Source organism: Streptomyces murinus (assembly GCF_002154555.1).
Taxonomy (GTDB): Bacteria; Actinomycetota; Actinomycetes; order Streptomycetales; family Streptomycetaceae; genus Streptomyces; species Streptomyces murinus.
This window is the reverse complement of the sequence record NZ_MUNF01000032.1, coordinates 1-24,580: the sequence shown is the minus strand read 5'-3', so window position 1 is coordinate 24,580 and position 24,580 is coordinate 1. Positions and strand designations below refer to the sequence as shown.

Annotated in this window: 20 protein-coding genes; 13 read left to right on the top strand and 7 right to left on the bottom strand. The window is 69.1% G+C overall.

The genetic code is table 11. The annotated features are described in order from the left end of the window. The first annotated feature begins 45 nt into the window (after positions 1 to 45). The 3 genes from CCN72_RS02735 to CCN72_RS02725 all read left to right on the top strand — a co-directional run bounded on the left by CCN72_RS02735 (position 46) and on the right by CCN72_RS02725 (position 1,974). Complete coding sequence (locus CCN72_RS02735) at positions 46 to 1,224, top strand: S8 family serine peptidase (protein ID WP_425276121.1); 1,179 nt, start codon at positions 46 to 48, stop codon at positions 1,222 to 1,224. Between the two features lie 77 nt (positions 1,225 to 1,301). Next, complete coding sequence (locus CCN72_RS02730; protein ID WP_037654437.1) at positions 1,302 to 1,640, top strand: WXG100 family type VII secretion target; 339 nt, start codon at positions 1,302 to 1,304, stop codon at positions 1,638 to 1,640. Between the two features lie 31 nt (positions 1,641 to 1,671). Continuing rightward, a complete protein-coding gene (locus tag CCN72_RS02725) occupies positions 1,672 to 1,974 on the top strand; it encodes a WXG100 family type VII secretion target (protein WP_037654435.1) in 303 nt (100 codons plus the stop codon). Positions 1,975 to 2,050: 76 nt separating this feature from the next. Here CCN72_RS02725 and CCN72_RS02720 read toward each other — a convergent pair whose 3' ends face one another. From CCN72_RS02720 to eccCa, 4 genes are all read right to left on the bottom strand, one after another. Further along, on the bottom strand, positions 2,051 to 2,995 hold the full coding sequence (locus tag CCN72_RS02720; RefSeq protein WP_143664028.1) for a hypothetical protein: 945 nt from the start codon (positions 2,993 to 2,995) through the stop codon (positions 2,051 to 2,053). Continuing rightward, the gene (locus CCN72_RS02715) at positions 2,995 to 5,211 is read right to left on the bottom strand and encodes a DUF6571 family protein (protein WP_086806162.1); all 2,217 of its coding nucleotides are present in this window, start codon (positions 5,209 to 5,211) and stop codon (positions 2,995 to 2,997) included. Before CCN72_RS02715 ends, CCN72_RS02720 begins: the two co-directional genes overlap by 1 nt. Further along, a complete protein-coding gene (locus tag CCN72_RS02710) occupies positions 5,211 to 5,660 on the bottom strand; it encodes a hypothetical protein (RefSeq protein WP_086806161.1) in 450 nt (149 codons plus the stop codon). The genes CCN72_RS02715 and CCN72_RS02710 overlap by 1 nt, the downstream gene beginning before the upstream one ends. Before the next feature lie 238 nt (positions 5,661 to 5,898). Further along, complete coding sequence (gene eccCa, locus CCN72_RS02705) at positions 5,899 to 9,864, bottom strand: type VII secretion protein EccCa (RefSeq protein WP_085566842.1); 3,966 nt, start codon at positions 9,862 to 9,864, stop codon at positions 5,899 to 5,901. Between the two features lie 305 nt (positions 9,865 to 10,169). Between eccCa and eccD the strand changes: the two genes are divergently transcribed. Further along, a complete protein-coding gene (gene eccD, locus CCN72_RS02700) occupies positions 10,170 to 11,663 on the top strand; it encodes a type VII secretion integral membrane protein EccD (RefSeq protein ID WP_086806160.1) in 1,494 nt (497 codons plus the stop codon). Between the two features lie 64 nt (positions 11,664 to 11,727). Continuing rightward, the gene (locus CCN72_RS02695) at positions 11,728 to 13,224 is read left to right on the top strand and encodes an outer membrane protein assembly factor BamB family protein (protein ID WP_086806159.1); all 1,497 of its coding nucleotides are present in this window, start codon (positions 11,728 to 11,730) and stop codon (positions 13,222 to 13,224) included. A gap of 97 nt (positions 13,225 to 13,321) precedes the next feature. Here the strand turns inward: CCN72_RS02695 and CCN72_RS02690 are convergent, their stop codons facing one another. Continuing rightward, on the bottom strand, positions 13,322 to 13,615 hold the full coding sequence (locus tag CCN72_RS02690) for a DUF397 domain-containing protein (protein WP_085566845.1): 294 nt from the start codon (positions 13,613 to 13,615) through the stop codon (positions 13,322 to 13,324). Between the two features lie 282 nt (positions 13,616 to 13,897). Between CCN72_RS02690 and rpsO the strand changes: the two genes are divergently transcribed. The 5 genes from rpsO (at position 13,898) to CCN72_RS02665 (ending at position 19,410) form a co-directional block, all read left to right on the top strand. Beyond that, positions 13,898 to 14,185, top strand: coding sequence for a 30S ribosomal protein S15 (gene rpsO / locus CCN72_RS02685; RefSeq protein ID WP_030177470.1), 288 nt, complete (start codon positions 13,898 to 13,900; stop codon positions 14,183 to 14,185). A 337-nt stretch (positions 14,186 to 14,522) separates the two neighbouring features. Further along, positions 14,523 to 16,739 (top strand): polyribonucleotide nucleotidyltransferase, encoded by a 2,217-nt coding sequence (locus CCN72_RS02680; protein ID WP_086806158.1) that lies wholly within the window; start codon positions 14,523 to 14,525, stop codon positions 16,737 to 16,739. Next, positions 16,736 to 18,115, top strand: coding sequence for a M16 family metallopeptidase (locus tag CCN72_RS02675; protein WP_086806157.1), 1,380 nt, complete (start codon positions 16,736 to 16,738; stop codon positions 18,113 to 18,115). The genes CCN72_RS02680 and CCN72_RS02675 overlap by 4 nt, the downstream gene beginning before the upstream one ends. Before the next feature lie 72 nt (positions 18,116 to 18,187). Next, positions 18,188 to 18,940, top strand: coding sequence for a 4-hydroxy-tetrahydrodipicolinate reductase (dapB, locus tag CCN72_RS02670; RefSeq protein WP_037654419.1), 753 nt, complete (start codon positions 18,188 to 18,190; stop codon positions 18,938 to 18,940). A gap of 14 nt (positions 18,941 to 18,954) precedes the next feature. Continuing rightward, positions 18,955 to 19,410 carry a tetratricopeptide repeat protein gene (locus tag CCN72_RS02665; RefSeq protein ID WP_086806156.1) on the top strand — a complete coding sequence of 152 codons (456 nt, stop codon included), beginning with the start codon at positions 18,955 to 18,957 and terminating at the stop codon, positions 19,408 to 19,410. A gap of 136 nt (positions 19,411 to 19,546) precedes the next feature. Here the strand turns inward: CCN72_RS02665 and CCN72_RS02660 are convergent, their stop codons facing one another. Together CCN72_RS02660 and CCN72_RS02655 are read right to left on the bottom strand one after the other, a co-directional pair. After that, positions 19,547 to 20,095, bottom strand: a complete 549-nt coding sequence (locus CCN72_RS02660; protein ID WP_086806155.1) for a hypothetical protein — start codon at positions 20,093 to 20,095, stop codon at positions 19,547 to 19,549. A 90-nt stretch (positions 20,096 to 20,185) separates the two neighbouring features. Continuing rightward, positions 20,186 to 20,422, bottom strand: coding sequence for a hypothetical protein (locus tag CCN72_RS02655; RefSeq protein WP_086806154.1), 237 nt, complete (start codon positions 20,420 to 20,422; stop codon positions 20,186 to 20,188). A 177-nt stretch (positions 20,423 to 20,599) separates the two neighbouring features. On the opposite strand from CCN72_RS02655, the gene thyX reads away from it, so the two are divergent. The 3 genes from thyX (at position 20,600) to CCN72_RS02640 (ending at position 24,353) form a co-directional block, all read left to right on the top strand. After that, positions 20,600 to 21,349 carry an FAD-dependent thymidylate synthase gene (gene thyX, locus CCN72_RS02650; RefSeq protein WP_085566851.1) on the top strand — a complete coding sequence of 250 codons (750 nt, stop codon included), beginning with the start codon at positions 20,600 to 20,602 and terminating at the stop codon, positions 21,347 to 21,349. A gap of 224 nt (positions 21,350 to 21,573) precedes the next feature. Then, on the top strand, positions 21,574 to 22,473 hold the full coding sequence (dapA, locus tag CCN72_RS02645; RefSeq protein WP_086806153.1) for a 4-hydroxy-tetrahydrodipicolinate synthase: 900 nt from the start codon (positions 21,574 to 21,576) through the stop codon (positions 22,471 to 22,473). Between the two features lie 194 nt (positions 22,474 to 22,667). After that, a complete protein-coding gene (locus CCN72_RS02640; RefSeq protein ID WP_085566853.1) occupies positions 22,668 to 24,353 on the top strand; it encodes a ribonuclease J in 1,686 nt (561 codons plus the stop codon). The last annotated feature ends 227 nt before the right edge of the window (positions 24,354 to 24,580 follow it).

The following is a 24,580-nucleotide window of genomic DNA, read 5'->3' as shown; positions in this document are numbered from 1 at the left end:
AAGCGAGGACGTACGAGAGGCATGTTGTCAGCGAGCACGAGACGACTGACCGCCGCGTGTGCAGCGCTCGGCGCACTGATGGCTCTGCCGGTGGGCCTGGCTCCCAGCGCGGCTGCCGCCGACGTCCAGTCGCAGCAGTGGTACCTGTCGGCGATGAAGGCCGACGAGATGTGGAAGACGAGCACAGGCAAGGGGGTCAAAGTCGCCGTCGTCGACTCGGGCGTCAACCCGTCGACCCCGTCCCTTCAGGGACAGGTACTGGCCGACGAAGTACCGAAGGCCCTTGCACACGGAGCGACGCAGGACATCAGCGGGCACGGTACGACGATGGCTGAGGAGATCGCCGGTACCGGTCGAGGCGGCGGCCTGAAGGGCCTGGCACCGGGAGCCAAGATCGTGCCGTATCGCGTCGCGCTCCGTGGGATGAGCCTTGATCAGGAGAACAAGGCGCCCGAGTTGCGCAAGGTGATCAGGGCTATCGCCGACAGTGACGTCAAGATCATCAACATGTCCTTCGGCGACGACATCTCCTATGACGGCGAGCAGGAAGCGTTCAAATACGCTGCTTCAAAAGGCAAGTTGATGTTCGCCGCCGTCGGGAACAACGCCAAGTCGTCGAACAAAGCCGGATACCCCGTTTCTTATCCCTATGTCGTCGGCGTCTCTGCCGTTGACAAGACCGCGACGGTAGGGAAGTTTTCGAACCACGGCTACTCCGTCGATCTGGCAGCCCCCGGCGTGGACTTGCCCGCTTGGTGCAACGCGAAGTTCCAGTCGTACTGCTCTCACGTGAACGGCACCAGTGACGCCACGGCCATCGCCTCGGCCTCCGCCGCCCTCATCTGGTCCGCCCATCCCGACTGGACCGCCAATCAAGTCCTCAGCTCACTGATCGACACCGCCAGCCGGCAGTGGCCCAAGGACACCCCCAGCAGCTATCTCGGTTATGGCGTCATCCGCCCCCGCAAGGTGTTGGAGAACTCCCACTTCAACCCCGGCTCGGCGAACGTCGATCCGCTCGCCGTGGAGGACGGGGTCGCCAAGCCGAAGACCTCGCCCTCGGCCTCCGCCAAGTCCACCCCCGGCCGCGAGGCCTCCGCCGCCGACACCAGCTCGAAGTCGTCCGGCAACAACCTGACGTGGGTCGTCGTCGGAGCCGCCGCCGCACTGGTGGTGATCGGTGGCGCGGCCTTCGCCGTGATCCGGTCGCGCCGACGTGCCTGACGGTTCACAGGAAAGGCGTCACCACTCGGTGATGCGCAGTCAACAAGAGCACAGCTCTCACGAAGGGGAGTGCCGCAATGGCCGACGGCCGTAAGTTTGTAGATGAACACGCGCAAAAGCTCCAGACGAACGTCATCGACCGCTACGACTCGGTCAAGAAGTGCCTCGGCCGGCTCCAGGGCACGATCGACATGATCGAGACCCAGTGGACGGGCCACGGCTCCAACGCGTTCAAGACGAAGCAGCACGAGATCAACGAGCACATGGCCGCCATCGGCCGCATGCTCGAGGACTTCCTTGAGGGCATCAACCTCAACAAGAAGGACAAGACCGCGCTCGAGGACGAGCTCCACTCGACGATCAACAAGATCGAGGTCGACGCGGGCGCGAGCACCTCCGCGCTGAACCTGTACTGACCGGGATCGATCCCCCGAGGAAGAGGAAGACATGACCACTCCGCACTACCAGGATCTGTCCGTCAAGTACGGCGCCATGGACGCGCTCGCCACCGAGCTGGGCAACGTGGCCAAGCAGCTCGAGGAAGACCTCGGCGCGCTGAAGAAGGGCGTCCTCGACGTGGCCGAGGGCTGGGGCGGCGAGGCGTACGACTCGTTCCAGCGCAAGTCCGTGAAGTGGGACCAGCACGCCAACGGTATCCACCAGGCGCTGCTCTCCATCACCCAGCGGGTGCACTCCGCCGGCGGTGACTACCGCGGTGGCGACCTCAAGGGCGCCAGCTACTTCGAGTAAAGCGGAACGAGTACGTCGAAGGACGTGAGCAGGGCGAGGGGTGGGCACGCGCGGGAGGTGCCCACCCCTTCTGCTGTCAAGCGCAGTCGGCCTTGTGGGCCAGTGCCGTGCGGAAGTTCCGGGCGAGGCCGTCGTCCTCGGAACCGGTCTGCACAAGGGTCTTCTTGCCGCCACACGTCAGGGTCGCCGACCGGCGATCCGAGCCGGAGCCGTTCAGCCAGAGCAGGTACGGGTCCTGGGTGACGGTGAAGTGCACCTCCTCGCTTCCCGCGCGCAGCGCGCAGCTCCAGAGTCTGAAGTCACCGTTGGTCGCGTACTGCTCGGTGTACTTCGCCGGGACGCTGAAGCCCGGCAGGCCGCATGCCTCTCCGGAGGCGGGCGCGTGGCCTTCGAGCAGCCGCGGAGCGGTGGCGGGGGCCTTGAAAGACGCGCTCGAACAACCGAGTTGACGCGTGAGCCCCGTCGCGGCCGTCATCAGGACATCGGCCATCCGCCGTTGCAGGGTGCCGTCACGCCACGTCTTGTCCTGGTCGGCCAGGGTCTGCACCCGGACGTAGGCGGCGCCGCCGAAGTGGAGCCGGGCGGAGCACGACGCCGGCAGCAGCACCCCCGCCATGCTCTGGTTGACCCAGCCGGGCACGCCCGTGAGCGGTGCCCGGAAGGGCGAGACCCCTGCCACGTCGTCCGCCAGATGCCAGACGTCGTCGCTCGGTGAGCCGCCCACGGAGAGCGAGAACTGCAACTGTTGCATCACGCCGTGCGCGTCGAGCCCCGCGCCCACCTGACAGGTGGCGAGCGTGCTCCCCTTGAGGTCGCCCTCGTCGGACGCGTACCGGTGCAGGGGATGTGTGCCGAGCGCGGCGACGTCACCGCGCTTCAGCGTCCCCCAGCAGAAGGACTTCTGCTCAGCGCCCGGACCGCTGTCACCGCCGCGCAGTACGGCGACGGTGACCCCGGCCGCGGCCACCAGCACCGCCACCGTCACGGCCAGGACGACTCCTGTCCTCTTCTTTCGATTCATCAGCCTGCGGGCTTCCCCATGTAACCGACGCCGTTCGTCAGGCCGTCGTGGTAGCGGGTCAGTCCGGCGCCCTGGAGGTTGTTCTCGAACTGACCGGGGTCCTGGTCCATCAGATGCCACTGGCTCTGCGGAAGTTTGTCGTGCACGGCTTGCTCCAGCATCTTGTCCACCTGCTGGTGACCGGCAGAGAAGTGATCGGCGAGATGCTGCCGCGTCTCCTGGTCGACCTGGGAGTTGAGGTTGTTCTGGTACTCGGCGGTACCTACGTCGACCATGCGCTGGATCGTGTCTCCCGCCAGCGGGATGCCGGTGACCGGGGCGCCGATCAGGTGGTAGTACATCATCTTGTTCCAGGCATTGATGCTCTTCTTGTCCTCGCCCATCTGGTAGATGACATCCGCGCGCACCGCGTCCATCTGCCCGAGCGCGGAGTTCGACTGGCCCACGAACGCCTGCAACTTGTCGGCGCCGGGCGCGTTCTTGTCCACGAACGCCTGGCCGTCGTACTTGTCGAGTTCCTGAGCGACGTACGACGTCTCGGCATCGTGCACCTGCGCGAAGGCATGGCCGTCTTCCGCCATCGCCCGCATCACAGGGACCAGATCCTTGTTCTGGATGGTCAGTCCGCTGTAGTCCGTGGGCGTGTCGCGCTCCTGGCCGAGGATCTCGTGGACGTCACCGATGTAGTCGGAGAGCATGCCGCCCATCGAGTGGCGCAGTCCCGCGGGCATGCCGCCCACCGGGTCGCCGGCGATGCCGTGGCCGTACGCCGTCACGACGCCGGAGAAGATCGCCGCCTGTGCGGGGTCGTGATGGGCCGGTATCTCCGGAGTCCGGACACCGGGCGGGTGCCCGGTCGATGCTGCTTCGAGGGCGTCACCGAAGTAATGCCGGGCGGAGCTGTCGATCAGATCCTGCGGCATCTTGTTCTCGACATCGCCGCCCGGCCAGTCCCGGTCCTTGAGGAAGTAGTGGAGGTTGTCGTTCTGACGCGGATCGAAGTAGGACTCGGCCGCCGCGGGATTACGGCTCATGGCCTTCATCAGGCCGCTCATCGGATCCTCTTGAGTGCCCTGCCAGTTGTCGGAGATGCCGTCGTACGGATGTTTGGTGTGCGTCTCGTAGCCGCGGATCTCGTCACCGGTGGCCGACAACAGGCTGCCGTCGTAGACCGAGTTGCCCGAGCCCATGAGCTTGGTGAGGATCCCCAGGCCGGTGCCCCCGCCGCTGAGACAGCCGGGGGCCTGTGGGGGCAGGTCGTTGCCGTCACGGGCCGTCTTCAGGAGCTTCCGCGCCCATTCCGAGGGCACTCCGCCGTCAGGGCCGAGGGGCGCGTCGGGGCGCGTGGCGGTGGCGAGGCTGACCGACAGGGCGTCGCGCAGCCGGCGTTCGGTGTCCGTCATCTTCCCGTCCAGCCCGCCGCCCTCCAGGTTCTGGGCGAGCAGCAGCAGCCCCTCCTGACTGTCCCGGCCGCGGTAGTTCAGGTCCTTCATCAGCTCACTCGCGAAGACCGGCGAGTTCTCTCCCTTCTCCGTCAGCTGGAGGAGCCGCTTCATCTCCGCGTCGTCGAGCCCGTCGAGCCGGGAATACAGCCCCGCGGCCTCCTTGGCGTCCTTCGTGTCCTGCGCGGCCTTCTTCTCCGCGGCGACGGCGGAGTCGCGGTCCGTGTAGGCGGAGTCCGCGAAGCCCTCCTTGACGCTGTCCACGAGGGACTTGAGCACCCGTGCCGCCGAGCTGTCGCTCTCCGTCGCCTTGCCGAGGATCAGCTTCACCTCGTCGCGGAGCAGGTCTTCGTCGACGTCGGTGTGCTCGGGCACGGTCGTGCCTTTGGCGGCCCGGTCAGGATGGATGATCATCTGGACGTGGAACATGCCGCAACCGTCGTCCACGACCGTGAGGTTCTTCTTTCGCGCTGTGTCGAGCGTCTCCTGAAGATTCTGGCGATAGCTGATGAGCTCTTCGCGGGTATCAGTCAGGATGTTGGTGATGCTCTGCGCCTGCGTGTGCGCGTCCGTGAACTCGTCCGCTGTCTTCGCCACGAACTCCCGGGAGACCGTCGCGTTGACGCCTGTCCAATGCGCCTTCTCGGCCTTGGCTTTGAGATTGTTCCGCGCGTTGCTTTCGAGGGTGGCGAGCCGCTTCGTCATCGACTCCCAGTCGGTGATCGCCTGGCCGAGTTCCGCGAAATCGCCGTTCAGCAGCACGTTCAGATCCATCAGTACCCCCGGTGCTGGTCAAAGCCCTTGTCCAGGGTCGAGATGCTGCTGATGGTCGCGTAGGTCCGCTCCTCGTCACCGCGGTGAACGGCCTTGGTGAAGTCGAGGTGCGCATAGATGTGCACGCACGCGTCGAGCAGGGACTGGACCTGATCCACCCACCGTGTCGCCACATGGTCGAGGGCCTCGCCCAGGACGAAGCCTTGATCGGTCAGCCCCCCGGCGGCTTTCATCGACGATATGCGCGCCATGTCGTTGCACTGATCGAAGTCTGTGTACAGCGAGTAGGCGGCGTCGCCCACAGCCTTCAGATCCTCCTGGCTCACGGTCAGATCACCGGTGGGGGCCGCGCCTCCCCCTCCGTCCGGAACGGCGAGCTGGTTCAGCTGCATATGCGCACCGCGCTGCTTCGCGTCCGACTTGAGCTGTTCCCATTCGTCCCATGCCACGCGTGGCACCTCCCCCGTCTCCTGAGATCGCTCGGCGCGGGGACCTCGGCAAGCCGTGAGCCGGCCGCGGCGACGAACTCAGTTCAGTCTTCGCGTTTCGCCAAGGCTCCCATATTCAGGCGGAGTTGGGCTGGCCCGTCACAAGCGGATCGGGTCATGCCGCGCTCCGTGCTCAGCGATCGGCCCCCGGACCTGGAGGACGCGGCCGAGGCGCTGCCGTGTCCTCCCGGCGCGCGCGTCAGTACTCCACCTCCACCAACCCCGTCTGCACCAGCATCTTCCCCCGCCTGCGCGAGACGAAGACGCCCCGGCCCGCCGGCATCGGACGCGGGCGTACGCCGCCGAGGATGTCGCCCTCGCTCGGGTCGCCCGCCAGTACCACGCCCTGCGCGCCCAGTTCCATCATCCGCTGCATGAACGCCTCGAACGACGCCCGGCCCGCGCCCGCGGTGGAGCGCGCGATGATGAACCGCACGCCGACGTCGCGGGCGAACGGCAGCAGATCGGTGAGGCCGCTCAGCGGGTTTCCGCTGGACGTCGAGACCAGGTCGTAGTCGTCCACGACCACGTACACCGTCGGCCCCCGCCACCAGCTGCGGTCCCGCAGCTGCTGGGCCGTCACATCGGCCGTGGGCGTACGCCGGTTCATCAGGTCGGCGAGGGCCACCATGTGGTGGTCCATGGAGTTGGACATCGGGATGTACTCGGCCAGATGCGAGGCCGGGGTGACATCCAGCAGCGAGCGCCGGTTGTCGACCACGAAGAACTTCGCCTCGTCGCCCGAGTAGCGCTGCGTCAGCTGTGTGATGAGCAGCCGCAGCAGGTTCGACTTACCTGACTCGCTCTCGCCGAAGACCATGAAGAACGGGTCCGTCTCGAAGTCGACGAAGACCGGCTCCAGATCGTTCTCGTCGAGGCCGAAGGCGACCCCCTGCCGGGGGAACCGGTCGCCCGCGGGCAGCTGCGCCACGGGGAGTTCCCGGGGCAGCATCCGCACCTGTGGCGCACCCGGCGCCTGCCAGTGCCGGGAGACCTCGGCCGCCAGCGCCGCCGTCGCGTCCGCCAGGTCCGTGTCGGAGGTCAGGCCGTCGATGCGCGGCACCGCCGCCATGAAGTGCAGCTTCTGCGGCGACACACCGCGCCCGGGCACGCCCGCCGGCACGTTCGCCGCCACCTTGCGGTCGATCTCGGAGTCCATGGTGTCGCCGAGCCGCAGTTCGAGGCGGTTCATGATGTGGTCCTTGAGGTTCGCGCGGACCTCCATCGAGCGCGACGCCGTCAGGACCAGGTGGATGCCGTAACCGAGACCGCGCGAGGCGATCTCCAGGACGGCCGGCTCCAGACTGTCGTAGTCCGTGCGGAAGTTGCCCCAGCCGTCGATGATCAGGAAGACATCGCCCCACGGCTGGTCGGTGACCGAGATCTCGCCGCGCTCGCGCCGGGTGCGGAAGTCCTGGATCGAGGCGATGCCCGACGTACGGAAGTACTCCTCGCGGCGCCGCAGCACCCCGTAGACCTCGGACACCGTACGCCGCACCCGCTCCGGGTCCAGCCGCGAGGCGATCCCGCCCACATGCGGCAGCCCGGAGACCGCCGCCATACCGCCGCCGCCGAAGTCGAGGCCGTAGATCTGCACCTCGTGCGGCGTGTGCGTCAGCGCGAAGGAGCAGATCAGCGAGCGCAGCAGCGTGGACTTGCCGGACTGCGGGCCGCCCAGCAGCTGGAGATGGCCCGCCGCACCGGAGAAGTCGAGCCACAGCGGCTCGCGGCGCTGCTCGTACGGCTTGTCGACCAGGCCCACCGGGACGACGAGCCGCCCGGCACCCTCGTAACCGGGCTGCGTGAGCCCGCGCCCCTCGACGGCCGTGAGCCTGGGCAGCAGCCCGTCCAGCGAGGGCGGGCTGTCCAGCGGCGGCAGCCACACCCGGTGCGCCGCCGGCCCCTGCGCCTCCAGCCGGCGCACGATCACATCGAGCACCGTGTCCGCGAGCGCGTCGTCGACCTGGGACGCCGACTCCGCGCGCTGCTTCGGCACCGGCGCATAGTGCACCGGCACCTCCGCGGCCGTGAACAGCACCGGCCGCCGGTCCACCGGCAGCAGCCCCCCGCCCGCGGCACCCTGCCTGCCCCCGGAGCGGTACACCCCGGAGACGTACGCCGCCTTGAAGCGCACCATCTCGTCGGTGCCGAACTTCAGGAACCCGGAACCGGGCACGTTCGGCAGCTCATAGGCGTCCGGGACGCCGAGCGCCGCGCGGGACTCGGCCGCGGAGAAGGTGCGCAGACCGATCCGGTACGACAGATACGTCTCCAGACCGCGCAGCCGGCCCTCCTCCAGGCGCTGCGAGGCCAGCAGCAGATGCACACCCAGCGAACGGCCGATGCGGCCGATCTGCACGAACATCTCGATGAAGTCGGGTTTGGCGGTCAGCAGCTCGGAGAACTCGTCGATCACCAGCACCAGCGAGGGGATCGGCTGCAGCGGGGCGCCGGCCGCGCGCGCCTTCTCGTAGTCGTGGATGTTGGCGTAGTTGCCCGCGTCGCGCAGCATTTCCTGGCGGCGGTTCAGCTCGCCGCGGATCGAGTCGCCCATGCGGTCGACCAGGGTGAGGTCGTCGGCCAGGTTGGTGATGACCGCCGCCACGTGCGGCATCTGCGCCATACCGGCGAAGGTCGCACCGCCCTTGAAGTCGGCGAGGACGAAGTTCAGGGTCTCCGAGGAGTGGGTGACCGCGAGGCCGAGCACCAGGGTGCGCAGCAGCTCCGACTTGCCGGAACCGGTCGCGCCCACGCACAGTCCGTGTGGGCCCATGCCCTCCTGGGCGGCCTCCTTGAGGTCCAGCATCACGGGCCGGCCGTCCGGTCCGACACCGATCGGCACCCGCAGCCGCTCGGCGAGCCCCCGCGGCCGCCAGGTGCGCTGCGGATCGACGGACGCCGCGTCGCCGAGGTTCAGCAGCTCGGTGAACTCCAGGTTGGCCAGCAGGGGTTCGTCGTCGTCACCGCCGGAGGCCAAGCGAAGGGGGGCCAGTTGGCGGGCGAGGGCCTCGGCGGACTCGTACGACAGGACGTCCGGAGTGCCCTCGTAGATGTCGCCGTTCGCCGACTCCAGGCGCAACAGGGCGGGCTGGGCGATGACCATGAGGTCGCCGCGGGCGGCGGTGAGCTCGCCGGGCACGACCTCGATCACCGTCACGCCCTGAAGCCCCTCCATGTTGGACAGCACGGAGTCCTGCGGCAGGGACACCCCGTCGAGGACGACCACGATGTGGGGCTGGTCCAGGAGGGGCGCGCCGCTCGGGTGGAACCGGGGGCGGCCGGTGAGCCGGTCGGCCAGCAGGTCCTCCAGCTCACGGGCGTCGGGGCCGATCAGCCGGCGCGTGCCCGCCCCGTCCACGGCGCCGGGCGCCTGGGCGTGCGGCAGCCACTTGACCCACTCCCAGCGCGGCAGCGTCTCGCGGCCCGCCGCCACGGCGACGATCAGGTCCTCGGGGGCGTGCAGCGCGGCCAGCGAACCGGTCAGGGCGCGGACCGTCGAGCGCGCGGACTCCGCGTCGCCGCTGACGGTGACGTGGTAGAAGGCGCGCAGGGACACGGCCATCGGCAGATCGTTCAGGGTGCCGTGGACATCGAGGAAGCGCTCCATGGCCCCGGCCGTGAGCGGCTCCAGCCGGCCGGCCGGGCCGGCCTCGGGCGCGATGAGCGGCGTGGCCAGCTCCTGGGAGCCCAGCCCGATGCGCACCTGCGCGAAGTCCTCGTCGCCCGGCCTGCGTTCCCACACCCGGCTGCCCTCGGCGACCAGCGCCCACAATTGCTCGGGCGAGGGATGGAGGTAGTACTGCGCGTCGCGCTGCGCCTTCGCGGTGTCCACGGCCGCGCCGCGGGTCTGTGTCAGATAGCGCATGTAGTCGCGCCGTACATCGGCGAGTTGGCCCTGTGAACCGCGCCGGAATCGGATGACCATGGCGATCGACATACCGACCGTCGACGCGATCATCACCATGCCCATGATCTTCATGAACGGCTGCCCGTTCGTGAAGAAGAAGACCACCGAACCACCCATACCGAGTGTCGGCAGCAACTGCATGAGGACGCTTTCCTGCGGCCCCCGCGGCAATTCCGGAGGAGGCTGGAGAACGACCTCCCCTGTGGGCACTTCGGACGGCAGCGCCCGCGCCGGGCGCTTCACGACGATGTGACTCACTGCTCCCCAATTCCTTTGCCAGGCCCCACGAATGAGGTCCGTCCCCCGTTGACGGACGGACGCAGGCCGCCGCGTGATCCTACTGACTCCATGAGTCACCGGTGCGGGGTAGGGTGCCGGGTGTTCGCTTGAGCACACGCGAACAAACCCCGTGAACCGGGGTATTCCGTGCGAGGCGTCGCCGCATACCGCCCTCGGTGGAGCCGGCCGGCGCCCGCTGCGTCGATTCCCGGGAATTCCATCCGGGGGAAGGCGCAGGATTTTCACATCACGGGCGCAGGACCATTACTGAGGGGGAGTACGAGGTGAGCACGACGACCACGGGAACAGCGCTGCCCGGCACGGGATCGGGGTCGGGGCTCGGTTTCTGCCGGGTCACGATCGTCGCACCCGACAGCCGGATCGACGTGGCGCTGCCCGACGACATCCCGGTCGCCGACATCTACCCGGAGATCCTCCGGCTCTCCCGGCAGGACCCCGCCGAGGGCGCCCCGGTCGGCTACCACCTGGTGCGCCGGGACGGCACCGTCCTCGACAGCGCGCGCTCCTTCTCGGCGCAGCGGATCCTCGACGGTGAACTGCTCACCCTGCGGCCCTTCTCCGAGTCGCTGCCACCGGCCGTCTTCGACGACGTCTCCGAGGCGGTCGCCTCCTCGGTGACCCGGCACCGCACGCTGTGGAGCGACGACCTCACGCGCGCCGCGGGCCTGGTCGGCGCGGGCGTCCTGGCCGCCCTGCTCGCCTTCGTCACCTGGCAGGCCGACCCCCGGCACGACATGCACAGCCTGCCCGGCATCCTCGCGGGCGTCGCCGGAGTGCTCCTCGTCGTCTTCGCCGCCGTCCGCGGCCGGGTCTACGACGACCGGGGCGCGGCCATCGCCCTGGGCCTCGGCGCCCTGCCCAACGCCGGTGTGGCCGGCTCCGGCCTGCTCGCCCTCGCGCACGGCCAGGGCATCGGCAAGCTCCAGTTCCTGCTCGCCTGCGCCGCCGTCCTGCTCGCCTCGGTCGTCCTGACCCTGTGCACGCCCGGCGGGGACGCCCCGTTCGTCGCCTTCGTCCTGGCCTCCGCGCTCGGCCTGGTCACCGTGTTCACCGCGATCCTCGTGCACTGGACGCCCAAGGACATCGCCGCCCTGTGCGCGCCCCTCGCGGTCGGCGGCCTGGCCTTCCTGCCGGGCCTGTCCATGCGCTTCGCCCGGCTGCCCATCGGCTTCGAACCCCCGAACTCCGCCCAGAGCAGCGCCTACGGCACCGAGACCGTCGTACAGGAGCCGGTCGACATGAAGCGGATCGAGGCCCAGGCCCGCCGCGGTCACGAGATCCTCGTCGGACTCGTCGGCGGCTGCGCGCTGACCGCCCTCGCCTCCTGTGCGGTGCTCGGCTTCTGCGACGACATCTGGGCCCAGCTGCTCGCCCTCGCCACGGCCGTGGCCCTGCTGATGCGCGCCCAGCTCTTCCGCTACACCGGCCAGGTCGCCCCGCTGCTGGCGGCAGGGCTCGGCTCGCTCGTGCTGCTCGGCCTCGGACTGGCGCTCAACCCGCCGCAGTCCGTCCTGCGCGACGCGCTCACCGGCGACCGCTCCGGCCTCGACATCCGCGCCATCTGGCTCGCCGCGGCGATCGCGGCCGGCGCGGCCCTCGTGGCGGCCCTCGGACTCATCGTCCCGCGCCAGGGCCTGAGCCCCTTCTGGGGCCGGTTCCTGGAGATCGTCGAGGGCTTCGTGCTGCTCACGCTGGTCCCCCTCGCGCTCGCCGTGTTCGACGTGTACTCCGCCGCCCGCGCGATGACCAGCAAGTGACCCGAGCCCCGCACCGCCGGGCCGCCCGCCCCTGGCGAGGCGGCGAAGAGGAGGATCCCCCAGCGTGAGCTTCGGCCCGCCCCCGTCCGCGTACACGCAGTCCGCGCTGGCGGCCGACCGGTCGCGCGGCCGGCGCCGCCGACGCCTGCTGGGGGCGATCGCCGCGGCCGTGGCGATCGTGCTGTGCGTCGGCGGCGGCCTGCTCCGGTACCACTCGGCCGGCGACGGCACGGGCAGGACCGACGCCAAGCCGGCCCGGCAGTCCCCGGACGACGTGCGCGACAACCGTCTGAACACGGAGCGGGCGCCCGTCTCCCCGGAGGGCCAGACCGTCGTCCGACACGACGAGGACCTCGCCAAGGGCGTCACCCGGTACTCGCCCGGTGTCTGGGCCACGGACAAGATCGTCGCGCGGGCCGTCGCCAACCGGATCACGGGCTACAAGATCGGCAACACGCTGGACTCCGACAACACGGCCTGGACCCTGCGTCTGGACGGCTCGGTCTGCGCCGTCAGCCGTGATGTCACCGTCGACGGCCGGACCGCGGTCGTCGTCCAGCCGGCGCACGGCATCTGCGACCAAGTGCTCATGTTCGATGTCCATACCGGCAAGCAGCTCTGGAAGCAGAAGATCCCGGCGGCCGACTTCGCCTATGTCACCGACACCAACATCGCCCTGACCAGGGGCGTCGTGGCCATCGCCTGGGGAGAGGGCTCGGCGGCGTACGACATGGACAGCGGCAGGCGGCTGTGGAACACCACCCTCGCCACCTCCCAGTGCCACGACATGGGCTACGCCGGGGGCCCTGCCCTGCTGGCCCTGGTCGTCTGCAAGCAGTCCGACGAGAAGACCTACCGGGTGGAGAAGCTCGCACCGCGCAGCGGCAAGGTCCTCTGGCAGTACCCGGTCAGCAAGGGCATCCAGGCCGTCTACCTGCCGTCCTCCGACCCGCCGGTGATCGCCGTCGCCGCCGGGGACCTCACGGTCACGGACCTGATCACCCTGGACCCCGACAAGGGCGAGCTCCGGGCCACGATCTCGCTGAAGAAGTACGAGCCCTACTGCGACCCCGAGATTTTGGGCTACTTCGGAGTCGTCGACAAGTGCACCGGCATCGTGGTCGGCCGCGACCGGGTCTTCGTCATGAGCAAGGACTCGACGGAGCTGTTCAAACCCGCGAACCACATCACGGCATTCGACATCGGGAAGGGCACGGCCGTCGCCACTTTCCAGGGCCGGGAATTCCAGTCGGTGCTTCCCGTCCGCATGAACGGCGACGACCTGATCCTCTACCGCGCCAGCCTGGACGACGTGCAGCCCGCGGCCCTGGTGGACTGGAGCCCCCGCACCGGCAAGGAGACCCCGTACCTGCTGTTCCACCTACCGCAGGGCACCGAGAAATACGGGGGGAAAGTCCAGGACAACCCCGAGTCCTCGTTCATCCTCTACCGGGACGGCCACGCCTTCTTCGTCCCCTACCAGCTGGAATTCGACGACTACCGCAAGGGGGGCTCGGTCGTCTCCGTGTTCGGCGTCGGAACCGCCGGCCTGAAGCACTGACCCCGCCCGTACGAACCCGTACGAAAGAACCCGTACGAACGCGTACGAGAAGGGGCGGCACCCCAGGGTGCCGCCCCTTCCCCGTGTCCCGACGCGCCTACTGCACGTCAAGACCCCCGTTGTGCGCCATGGGCTTCAGATCGAACTCCCCGTCCCGTGCGCCCAGCACGAACGCCCGCCACTCGGCCTCCGTGTAGCGCAGCACCGTGTCCGGGTCGAGGGAGGAGCGCATGGCCACGGCTCCCTCGGGGAGGTACGCGATCTCGACGCGCTCCTCGTCCTCCTCGGTGCCCGGGGCGCAGTGCCACTCGACGTCCGAGATGTCGAGCGCGTACAGCTCGTCGCGCTCGCGCTCCTTGCGTGCCTTGGTCTCGGCTTCCGTTTCCGCCATCTCGCGGCGACCCCTTCCCGACATCACGTACAGTTCCGGTGACGTACAGTCCCGGTGCTCACCCTAGTGGCCGCACGCCGCCCCGCGGAGTGGTTCGCCGACCGGGGCAAACGGGCCCGCGACCGCCTGGTACCCTGAGTGACGGCCGTTCGTGTACGCACCCCCGGAGCCTTACGCCCTGGAGGCCGCGCGCAGCGGATCCCCGCCTTCCGAGTCACGGAAGCTCCCCCGAGATGTAGACCGGGGGCACTCGGTGGCCTCAACAGACTATGAGGAGTACGCGTGTCGCTCGACGCCGCTACGAAGAAGCAGATCATCGGCGAGTTCGGTACCAAGGAGGGTGACACCGGCTCCCCCGAGGTCCAGGTCGCTCTGCTGTCCCGTCGGATCTCCGACCTGACCGAGCACCTCAAGACCCACAAGCACGACCACCACAGCCGTCGTGGCCTGCTGATCCTGGTCGGTCAGCGCCGTCGCCTGCTGCAGTACCTGGCGAAGAAGGACATCCAGCGCTTCCGTGCGCTGGTCGACCGCCTCGGCATCCGCCGCGGTGCGGCCGGCGCCAAGTAAGGACGCCGTGAGGGGAGCGGTTCCCGGCAGGACTCGGGAGCCGCTCCCTTTGCTGTACGTGCGGAAACGTGCGCGGTGTCACTCACGCTTTGTAGTGTGGTAGCACACCGCTCGACGCAGAACGCAAGACGCGGAACACAAGAACGCAGTACGCACGACACACATGAGGAGAAGCGCACCACGCCGCCGCCGGTCCTCGGTAGTGGCCCCCGGGGGAAGCGAACCCCGGGTGCTTCGATCGAAGACCGGCCCGCACCAGGCGCGCTTCTCCACCACCGTCCCCCTGCCACACGGGCAGGCCAGGGACAAAAGACGATAAGTAACGGAGAAAACGCTAGTGGAGAACGAGACCCACTACGCCGAGGCAGTCATCGACAATGGCGCCTTCGGTACCCGTACCATCCGCTTCGAGACGGGCCGCCTGGCCAAGCAGGCCGCCGGCTCCGCCGTGGCGTACCTGGACGACGACACCATGGTGCTGTCGGCCACCACCGCCTCCAAGAACCCCAAGGACCAGCTCGACTTCTTCCCCCTCACGGTGGACGTCGAGGAGCGGATGTACGCCGCCGGCAAGATCCCCGGCAGCTTCTTCCGCCGCGAGGGCCGGCCGAGCGAGGACGCGATCCTCACCTGCCGCCTGATCGACCGCCCGCTGCGCCCGTCCTTCAAGAAGGGCCTGCGCAACGAGATCCAGGTCGTCTGCACCATCATGGCGCTCAACCCCGACCACCTGTACGACGTCGTCGCGATCAACGCCGCGTCCGCGTCCACCCAGCTGGCCGGTCTGCCCTTCTCCGGCCCGATCGGCGGCGTCCGCGTCGCGCTGATCCGCGGCCAGTGGGTCGCCTTCCCGACGCACACCGAGCTCGAGGACGCCGTCTTCGACATGGTCGTCGCGGGCCGCGCCCTGGAGGACGGCGACGTCGCGATCATGATGGTCGAGGCCGAGGCCACCGACAAGACCATCAAGCTGGTCGAGGGCGGCGTCGAGGCGCCGACCGAGGAGATCGTCGCCGCCGGTCTGGACGCCGCGAAGCCGTTCATCAAGGTCCTGTGCCGCGCCCAGGCCGACCTCGCCGCCAAGGCCGCCAAGCCGACCGGCGAGTTCCCGATCTTCCTGGACTACCAGGACGACGTCCTCAAGGCCCTGACCGCCGCGGTCAAGCCCGAGCTGGCCCAGGCGCTCACCATCGCCGGCAAGCAGGAGCGCGAGGCCGAGCTGGACCGCGTCAAGGCTCTGGCCGCCGAGAAGCTCCTCCCGGAGTTCGAGGGCCGCGAGAAGGAGATCTCCGCCGCGTACCGCTCGCTGACCAAGACCCTGGTCCGTGAGCGCGTCATCAAGGAGAAGAAGCGCATCGACGGCCGCGGCGTGACGGACATCCGTACGCTCGCCGCCGAGGTCGAGGCCATCCCGCGGGTGCACGGCTCCGCGCTGTTCGAGCGTGGCGAGACCCAGATCCTGGGCGTCACCACCCTCAACATGCTCCGCATGGAGCAGCAGCTGGACACCCTCTCCCCGGTGACCCGCAAGCGCTACATGCACAACTACAACTTCCCGCCGTACTCCACCGGCGAGACCGGCCGCGTCGGCTCCCCGAAGCGCCGCGAGATCGGCCACGGCGCCCTCGCCGAGCGCGCCCTCGTGCCGGTGCTGCCGACGCGCGAGGAGTTCCCCTACGCGATCCGCCAGGTGTCCGAGGCCCTCGGCTCCAACGGTTCGACGTCCATGGGCTCGGTCTGCGCCTCCACCATGTCGCTGCTGAACGCCGGTGTGCCGCTGAAGGCCCCCGTCGCCGGTATCGCCATGGGTCTGATCTCCCAGGAGATCGACGGCGAGACGCACTACGTCACCCTCACCGACATCCTCGGTGCGGAGGACGCCTTCGGCGACATGGACTTCAAGGTCGCCGGCACCAAGGACTTCGTGACCGCCCTCCAGCTCGACACCAAGCTGGACGGCATCCCGGCCTCCGTCCTGGCCGCGGCCCTCAAGCAGGCCCGCGACGCCCGTCTCCACATCCTCGACGTGATGATGGAGGCCATCGACCGGCCCGACGAGATGAGCCCGCACGCCCCGCGGATCATCACCGTCAAGATCCCGGTCGACAAGATCGGTGAGGTCATCGGCCCCAAGGGCAAGATGATCAACCAGATCCAGGAGGACACGGGCGCCGAGATCACCATCGAGGACGACGGCACCATCTACATCGGTGCCGCCGACGGTCCCTCGGCGGAGGCCGCCCGCGCCACGATCAACGGCATCGCCAACCCGACGATGCCCGAGGTCGGCGAGCGCTACCTGGGTACGGTCGTCAAGACCACCACCTTCGGCGCGTTCGTCTCCCTGCTGCCCGGCAAGGACGGTCTGCTGCACATCTCGCAGATCCGCAAGCTCGCCGGCGGCAAGCGCGTGGAGAACGTCGAGGACGTCCTGGGTGTGGGCCAGAAGGTCCAGGTCGAGATCGCCGAGATCGACTCCCGCGGCAAGCTGTCCCTCATCCCCGTGATCGAGGGCGAGGACGGCGACGAGGCGAAGGACGACGCCGAGCAGTGACGTCCCGTGGCTCCAAGGTGACGGCCCGCCCCTCTTCGGAGGCGCGGGCCGTCGCCCGTACCCAAACGCTCATCAAGGGCACCGGCGGCATCGGCACCGTCCGCAGGACCACCCTCCCCGGGGGCCTGCGCGTCGTCACCGAGACCCTGCCCTCCGTCCGCTCCGCGACCTTCGGGATCTGGGCCCACGTCGGCTCCCGTGACGAGACCCCGGCCCTGAACGGCGCCACGCACTACCTGGAGCACCTGCTCTTCAAGCGCACCGGGCGCCGCTCCGCGCTGGACATCTCCGCCGCGATCGACGCCGTCGGCGGCGAGATGAACGCGTTCACGGCCAAGGAGTACACGTGCTACTACGCACGCGTACTCGACACCGACCTGCCGCTGGCCATCGACGTCGTCTGCGACATGCTGACCGGCTCGCTCATCGTCGAGGAGGACGTCGACGTCGAACGCGGCGCGATCCTCGAAGAGATCGCGATGACCGAGGACGATCCCGGCGACTGTGTGCACGACCTGTTCGCGCACACCATGTTCGGCGACAACGCCCTAGGCCGCCCCGTCCTCGGCACCGTCGACACCGTCAACGCCCTGACCGCCGACCGGATCCGCCGCTTCTACAAGAAGCACTACGACCCGACCCACCTCGTGGTCGCCTGCGCCGGCAACGTCGACCACGACAAGGTCGTACGCCAGGTCCGGGCGGCCTTCGAGAAGGCGGGCGCGCTGAAGAACCCGGACGCACAGCCCATCGCCCCGCGCGACGGCAGCCGTACGATCCGCACCTTCGGCAAGGTCGAACTGCTCGGCCGCAAGACCGAGCAGGCCCATGTCGTCCTCGGCATGCCGGGCCTCGCCCGCACCGACGACCGCCGCTGGGCCATGGGCGTCCTCAACACCGCCCTCGGCGGCGGCATGTCCTCGCGGCTCTTCCAGGAGGTCCGGGAGAAGCGCGGCCTGGCCTACAGCGTGTACTCGTACACCTCCGGCTTCGCCGACTGCGGTCTGTTCGGCGTCTACGCCGGCTGCCGCCCCAGCCAGGTGCACGACGTGCTGCGGATCTGCCGCGACGAACTCGACAAGGTCGCCACCGACGGGCTGACCGACGACGAGATCGCCCGCGCCATCGGCCAGGTGCGCGGTTCCACCGTGCTCGGCCTGGAGGACACCGGCGCGCTGATGAACCGCATCGGCAAGAGCGAGCTGTGCTGGGGCGAGCAGATGTCCGTGGACGACATGCTGGCGCAGATAGCCGCGGTCACCCCGGACGAGGTCCGCGAGGTCGCCCGCGACATCCTGGGCAGGCGCCCGTCGCTGTCGGTCATCGGCCCGCTCAAGGACAAACAGGCCGCGCGACTGCACGACGTCGTCGCCTGACCCCCGCACCGCTGTCACCGGACGGCACATCGACAAGTCGGCAAGCCGGCAAGGATCGGTAAGGAAGCGAAGATGAGCAAGCTGCGCGTGGCGGTCCTCGGGGCCAAGGGCCGGATCGGGTCCGAGGCCGTCAAGGCGGTCGAGGCCGCCGAGGACATGGAGCTGGTGGCCGCCCTCGGCCGCGGCGACAAGCTGGAGACGCTGGCGGAGACCGGCGCCCAGGTCGCCGTCGAACTGACCACTCCCGCCTCGGTCATGGGCAATCTCGACTTCTGCGTGCGCCACGGCATCCACGCGGTCGTCGGGACGACCGGCTGGACCGAGGACCGCCTCGCGCAGCTGAGGGGCTGGCTCGACCAGTCCCCTCGGACCGGTGTGCTCATCGCCCCGAACTTCTCCATCGGGGCCGTGCTGACCATGAAGTTCGCGCAGCTTGCCGCGCCCTACTTCGAATCGGTCGAGGTGGTCGAGCTGCACCACCCCAACAAGGTCGACGCGCCGTCCGGTACGGCCACGCGCACCGCGCAGCTCATCGCCGAGGCCCGCCGCGCGGCCGGCACCGCGCCGGCCCCGGACGCCACGGTCACCGCGCTCGACGGTGCCCGCGGCGCCGACGTGGACGGCGTCCCCGTGCACGCCGTACGGCTGCGCGGTCTCCTGGCCCACCAGGAGGTGCTGCTCGGCGCCGAGGGCGAGACCCTCACCATCCGCCACGACTCCCTGCACCACAGCAGCTTCATGCCGGGCATCCTGCTCGGCGCCCGCCGCGTGGTCACCACTCCGGGCCTGACCTTCGGCCTCGAGCACTTCCTCGACCTGAGCTGAGAACAGTCCCTGCCATGCGCGCGAAGATCAATTACCTCATCACGGCCGCCGTCCTGGTCTTCTACTTCGTCCTGGTCGGCAGCCGCGGTGTGCTGCTCATAGAGACCGGCACGGTCCTCACCGTGACCTTCGGGATCGCGGTGCTGATCCTGCCGGTCATCGGCCTGTGGTTCCTGTGGAAGAACACCCAGTTCGTCCGCCGCGCCAACCAGCTCGCCGCCGAACTCGACGCGGAGGGGGGCCTGCCCGTGGACGAGCTCAAGCGCACGGCGGGCGGCCGTATCGACCGCGACTCGGCGGACGAGGTCTTCGCCAGGCGCAAGGCCGAGACGGAGTCCTCCCCGAACGACTGGCGCTGCTGGTTCCGCCTGGCGGTCGCCTACCACGACGCCCGCGACACGCCCCGGGCGCGCAAGGCGATGCAACGGGCGATCGCGCTGCACGCGGGCCGTACTCCGATGGACGCGTGATCCTGAGGGCTGACCAGCTGCGGGCAGTCATGCCGTTGGGGCGGCACGGGTGGGCGCAGGCGGCACCCGGCCAGCGCCGGTAAGCGTCCCGACCCCCGCCCAGCCGCAGCGCAGGGCACCCGATCAGTACCGAGCCTCAGTGGCAGCGTTCCGCCGCCCAGGCCTCCAGCACGTCCGCCGCCCGGTCGAACGCCGCCGGCCGGTTGAGAAAGTCCAGTGAGGCCGTCGTGAGCAGCGGCACCGCGTCCCCGGGGCGCTCCGCGGGGACCCGCACCAGCGCCTGTCCCTGCACGGTCCTCGGCAGCCCCAGCCACCGCACCGGCTGCTGCACCGTCCGCACGGACCCCAGCCGCGCCCACGGCACCGTCCGCGTCATCAGGAACCCGACCTGCCGCACGCCCCGGGGACTCACCCACACGCCCATCCGCAGCAGCCGCAGTGCCCCGGCGATCACCACCAGACCGATGCCGAGCACGACGACCGCGGACGAGGACGACCCGGTCAACGCGATCAGCACCGCCGCGAACAGCACGAACGACGCCACCATCAGCACCAGCGCCGCCACCCCCACCCGCCAGGGACCCGGACGGTAGGGGCGCCGCCAGCGGTCCCGGTCGTCGTACGGCAGTGCGCTCTCGGAGGCCGCCTCGAAGGTACGGTCGGCCGTCAGGAAGGGCAGGGGCACGGCGGTTCCTCACTCGGTGCTCGCGGGGGCTGTGCCCGGTGAGGCTATCCGTCCGCTTGGCCGCTCACCAGCCCGGAGCCGCCGTAAGGGTCAGTGCCCCTCGGACGCCTGGGACTGCGGCGCCGGCGGATCCGCGGGAGTGGACAGCGACGGCATGCCGATGATCAGCGCGCCGACCAGTCCGGCCACGACGGTCAGACCCAGCAACCAGCGCCCGGCCATCTCACCGAAGGACGCCCGGCGGCGCGGCGGGGGAGTCACATTGCTGCGGAACGTGTCGCCCTCGGCGAGGAAGGCGAAGGGTACGGGCTCGCGCCGGCGGGACATCGCGGTTGCCACTCCTTTCCCGTTTCGGGGTCGAACGTGCGGGTCTCACCGGTACAGACGATCGAGTACCGCAAAAGGTGCCCATGTCCGAAAAAATCCTCGGCACGTCTTTCGGGGGTGAGGTCCCGCTCCGGCCCCGGCGGGTGCCCCGTAAGGTGGGCGCGAACCACCGAAGTGATGGGAAGGACCCCAACCCCCGTGACCACCCCCGAGTCGCTCACGTTCCGCAGCGATGTCACCGTCGAGCTGGTGAAGTCCAGCGCTTCGGACGCCGACGTCCTCTTCGCCGCCCGCGTCTCCACCGCCGGCGAGCAGTCCCTGGACGAGCTGAAGAAGGACCCCGAGCGCTCCAAGGGCCTGATCAACTACTTGATGCGCGACCGGCACGGCAGCCCGTTCGAGCACAACTCGATGACCTTCTTCATCAGCGCCCCGATCTTCGTCTTCCGCGAGTTCATGCGGCACCGCGTGGGCTGGTCCTACAACGAGGAGTCCGGCCGCTACCGCGAGCTGGAGCCCGTCTTCTACGTCCCCGACACCGCCCGCAAGCTCGTACAGCAGGGCCGCCCCGGCAAGTACGTCTTCGTCGAGGGCACCCCGGAGCAGCACTCCGCCGTCAAGGGCACCCTGGAGACGTCGTACGAGCAGTCGTACGCCGCCTACCAGCAGCTTCTCGCCGAGGGTGTCGCCCGCGAGGTCGCCCGCTCGGTGCTCCCCGTCGGCCTGTACTCCTCGATGTACGCCACCTGCAACGCGCGCTCCCTGATGCACTTCCTCGGCCTGCGCACCCAGCACGAGCTGGCCAAGGTGCCGTCCTTCCCGCAGCGGGAGATCGAGATGGTGGGCGAGAAGATGGAGGCGGAGTGGGCGAAGCTCATGCCGCTGACGTACGCCGCGTACAACGCGAACGGCCGCGTCGCGCCGTAACGAGATCCCCGTACGGGGCGCCGTTCCGTCGCGCGGAACGGATGTACGGGTCAGCCTCCTGAAGTGTCCGTATTGCGGCATTTAGAGAAGTTCATCTAGCCTGATCAAACGGACCCGGCACTGCTTGAACCCCCGAGCAGGCAGTGCCGGGTTCCACTTTTGTCCTGACTTGCCCGGACCCCCAAGGGCAGACCGCACAGAGCGCACCGAGTAGCGTGTTACCCATGGCTCCGACCTCGACTCCGCAGACCCCCTTCGGGCGGGTCCTCACCGCCATGGTCACGCCCTTCACGGCGGACGGCGCACTCGACCTCGACGGCGCGCAGCGGCTCGCCGCCCACCTGGTGGACGCAGGCAACGACGGCCTGATCGTCAACGGCACCACCGGCGAGTCCCCCACCACCAGCGACGCGGAGAAATCGGACCTCGTACGGGCCGTCCTGGAAGCGGTCGGCGACCGCGCCCATGTCGTGGCCGGGGTCGGCACCAACGACACCCACCACAGCATCGAGCTGGCCCGGGAGGCCGAGCGCATCGGCGTCCACGGCCTCCTGGTCGTCACGCCGTACTACAACAAGCCCCCGCAGGAGGGCCTGTACCGGCACTTCACGGCCATCGCCGACGCGACCGGCCTGCCGAACATGCTCTACGACATCCCCGGCCGCAGCGGCGTCCCGATCAACACCGAGACGCTCGTCCGGCTCGCCGAGCACCCCCGGATCGTCGCCAACAAGGACGCCAAGGGCGACCTCGGCCGCGCCAGCTGGGCCATCGCCCAGTCCGGCCTCGCCTGGTACTCCGGCGACGACATGCTGAACCTGCCCCTGCTGTCCGTGGGCGCGGTCGGCTTCGTCTCGGTCGTCGGCCACCTGGTCACCCCGGACCTGCGGGCCCTGGTCGACGCGTACACCTCCGGTGACGTCGTCAAGGCCGCCGAGATCCACCAGAAGCTGCTCCCGGTCTACACCGGCATGTTCCGCACCCAGGGCGTCATGACCACCAAGGCCGCGCTCGACCTGCTGGGACTGCCCGGCGGCCCGCTGCGCTCGCCCATGGTGGAGTGTTCGCCCGAGGAGATCGCCCAGCTCAAGATCGATCTTGCCGCCGGCGGGGTACAGCTCTAGCAACAGACTTCAGCACCACCCGGACCCCCGCGGTCCAGAAGCTCCCGGAAGCCTCCGGGGCTTCACAACTGAAGACACCACAACCGAATACGCGGGCACCGGTCCCGCATTCCACAACGACAACTGCTTCGCACGAACGTCATGCGCGCCACGTGCCCTACCGGTACGTGGCGCGTGTGGTTGAGGAGAGTCTTTTGAGTCATCCGCATCCTGAACTCGGCCCGCCCCCGCCGCTCCCCGAGGGCGGCCTGAGGGTCACCCCGCTCGGCGGTCTCGGCGAGATCGGCCGGAACATGACGGTCTTCGAGTACGGCGGCCGTCTGCTGATCGTCGACTGCGGAGTGCTCTTCCCCGAGGAGGAGCAGCCCGGGATCGACCTGATCCTGCCCGACTTCTCGTCCATCCGGGACCGCCTCGACGACATCGAGGGCATCGTCCTCACCCATGGCCACGAGGACCACATCGGCGGCGTCCCCTTCCTGCTCCGCGAGAAGCCGGACATCCCGCTGATCGGCTCCAAGCTGACCCTCGCGCTGATCGAGGCCAAGCTCCAGGAGCACCGCATCCGGCCGTACACGCTGGAGGTGGCCGAGGGGAACCGCGAGCGCATCGGCCCCTTCGACTGCGAGTTCATCGCCGTCAACCACTCCATCCCGGACGCCCTGGCCGTCGCCATCCGCACCCCCGCGGGCATGGTGGTGCACACCGGCGACTTCAAGATGGACCAGCTGCCGCTGGACAACCGGCTCACCGACCTGCACGCGTTCGCGCGGCTCAGCGAGGAGGGCATCGACCTCCTGCTGACCGACTCCACGAACGCCGAGGTCCCCGGCTTCACCCCGCACGAGCGGGACATCTCCAGCGTGCTGCGAACGGTCTTCGCCGGCGCCCGCAAGCGGATCATCGTGGCGAGCTTCGCCAGCCATGTCCACCGCATCCAGCAGATCCTGGACGCGGCGCACGAGTACGGCCGCCGGGTCGCCTTCGTCGGCCGCTCCATGGTCCGCAACATGGGCATCGCCCGTGACCTCGGCTACCTGAAGGTCCCGCCGGGCCTGGTGGTCGACGTCAAGACGCTGGACGACCTGCCCGACCACGAGGTGGTCCTGGTCTGCACGGGCTCCCAGGGCGAGCCGATGGCGGCGCTGTCCCGGATGGCCAACCGCGACCACCAGATCCGCATCGTCGACGGCGACACGGTCATCCTGGCCTCCTCGCTGATCCCCGGTAACGAGAACGCGGTCTACCGCGTGATCAACGGCCTGACCCGCTGGGGCGCCAACGTCGTCCACAAGGGCAACGCCAAGGTGCACGTCTCCGGTCACGCCTCCGCGGGCGAGCTGCTGTACTTCTACAACATCTGCCGCCCGAAGAACCTGATGCCGGTGCACGGCGAATGGCGCCATCTGCGCGCCAACGCCGAGCTGGGCGCGCTCACGGGCGTGCCGCACGACCGGATCGTCATCGCCGAGGACGGCGTGGTGGTGGACCTGGTCGAGGGCAAGGCCAAGATCTCCGGCAAGGTCCAGGCCGGCTACGTCTACGTCGACGGGCTCTCCGTCGGCGATGTGGGCGAGCCCGCGCTCAAGGACCGCAAGATTCTCGGTGACGAGGGCATCATCTCGGTCTTCGTGGTCGTGGACTCCTCCACCGGCAAGATCACCGGGGGCCCGCACATCCAGGCCCGCGGCTCCGGCATCGAGGACTCGGTCTTCACCGAGGTCGTCCCGAAGATCAACGAGGTCCTGGAGCGGTCCGCCCAGGACGGCGTCGTGGAGCCCCACCAGCTCCAGCAGCTGATCCGCCGCACGCTCGGCAAGTGGGTCTCGGACAACTACCGCCGCAGGCCGATGATCCTGCCTGTGGTCGTGGAGGTCTGACGACCCGTCGGCTCGTGCCGGGAGCGGGGCGCCTCGATTTGCATCGGGGCGCCCCGCTCCAGTACGTTTACGACCTCGCCCGGTTGGGAACCCCAGCACTTCACGTGCTGGACAAGGTGCCCAGAACCGGGAGGGAAATCCGACTCAGAACTTCTGATAAAGTCGGAACCGCCGGAAAGGGAAACGCGAAAGCGGAAACCTGGAAAGCACCGAGGAAATCGGATCGG

What these genes read in the sequence shown, in the direction of transcription:
- CCN72_RS02730 (WP_037654437.1), top strand. Translation starts at nt 1,302, where the DNA reads ATGGCCGACGGCCGTAAGTTTGTAGATGAACACGCGCAAAAGCTCCAG.
- CCN72_RS02725 (WP_037654435.1), top strand. Translation starts at nt 1,672, where the DNA reads ATGACCACTCCGCACTACCAGGATCTGTCCGTCAAGTACGGCGCCATG.
- CCN72_RS02720 (WP_143664028.1), bottom strand. Translation starts at nt 2,995, where the DNA reads ATGAATCGAAAGAAGAGGACAGGAGTCGTCCTGGCCGTGACGGTGGCG.
- CCN72_RS02715 (WP_086806162.1), bottom strand. Translation starts at nt 5,211, where the DNA reads ATGGATCTGAACGTGCTGCTGAACGGCGATTTCGCGGAACTCGGCCAG.
- CCN72_RS02690 (WP_085566845.1), bottom strand. Translation starts at nt 13,615, where the DNA reads ATGGCGGAAACGGAAGCCGAGACCAAGGCACGCAAGGAGCGCGAGCGC.
- dapB (WP_037654419.1), top strand. Translation starts at nt 18,188, where the DNA reads ATGAGCAAGCTGCGCGTGGCGGTCCTCGGGGCCAAGGGCCGGATCGGG.
- CCN72_RS02665 (WP_086806156.1), top strand. Translation starts at nt 18,955, where the DNA reads ATGCGCGCGAAGATCAATTACCTCATCACGGCCGCCGTCCTGGTCTTC.
- CCN72_RS02655 (WP_086806154.1), bottom strand. Translation starts at nt 20,422, where the DNA reads ATGTCCCGCCGGCGCGAGCCCGTACCCTTCGCCTTCCTCGCCGAGGGC.
- thyX (WP_085566851.1), top strand. Translation starts at nt 20,600, where the DNA reads ATGGGAAGGACCCCAACCCCCGTGACCACCCCCGAGTCGCTCACGTTC.
- dapA (WP_086806153.1), top strand. Translation starts at nt 21,574, where the DNA reads ATGGCTCCGACCTCGACTCCGCAGACCCCCTTCGGGCGGGTCCTCACC.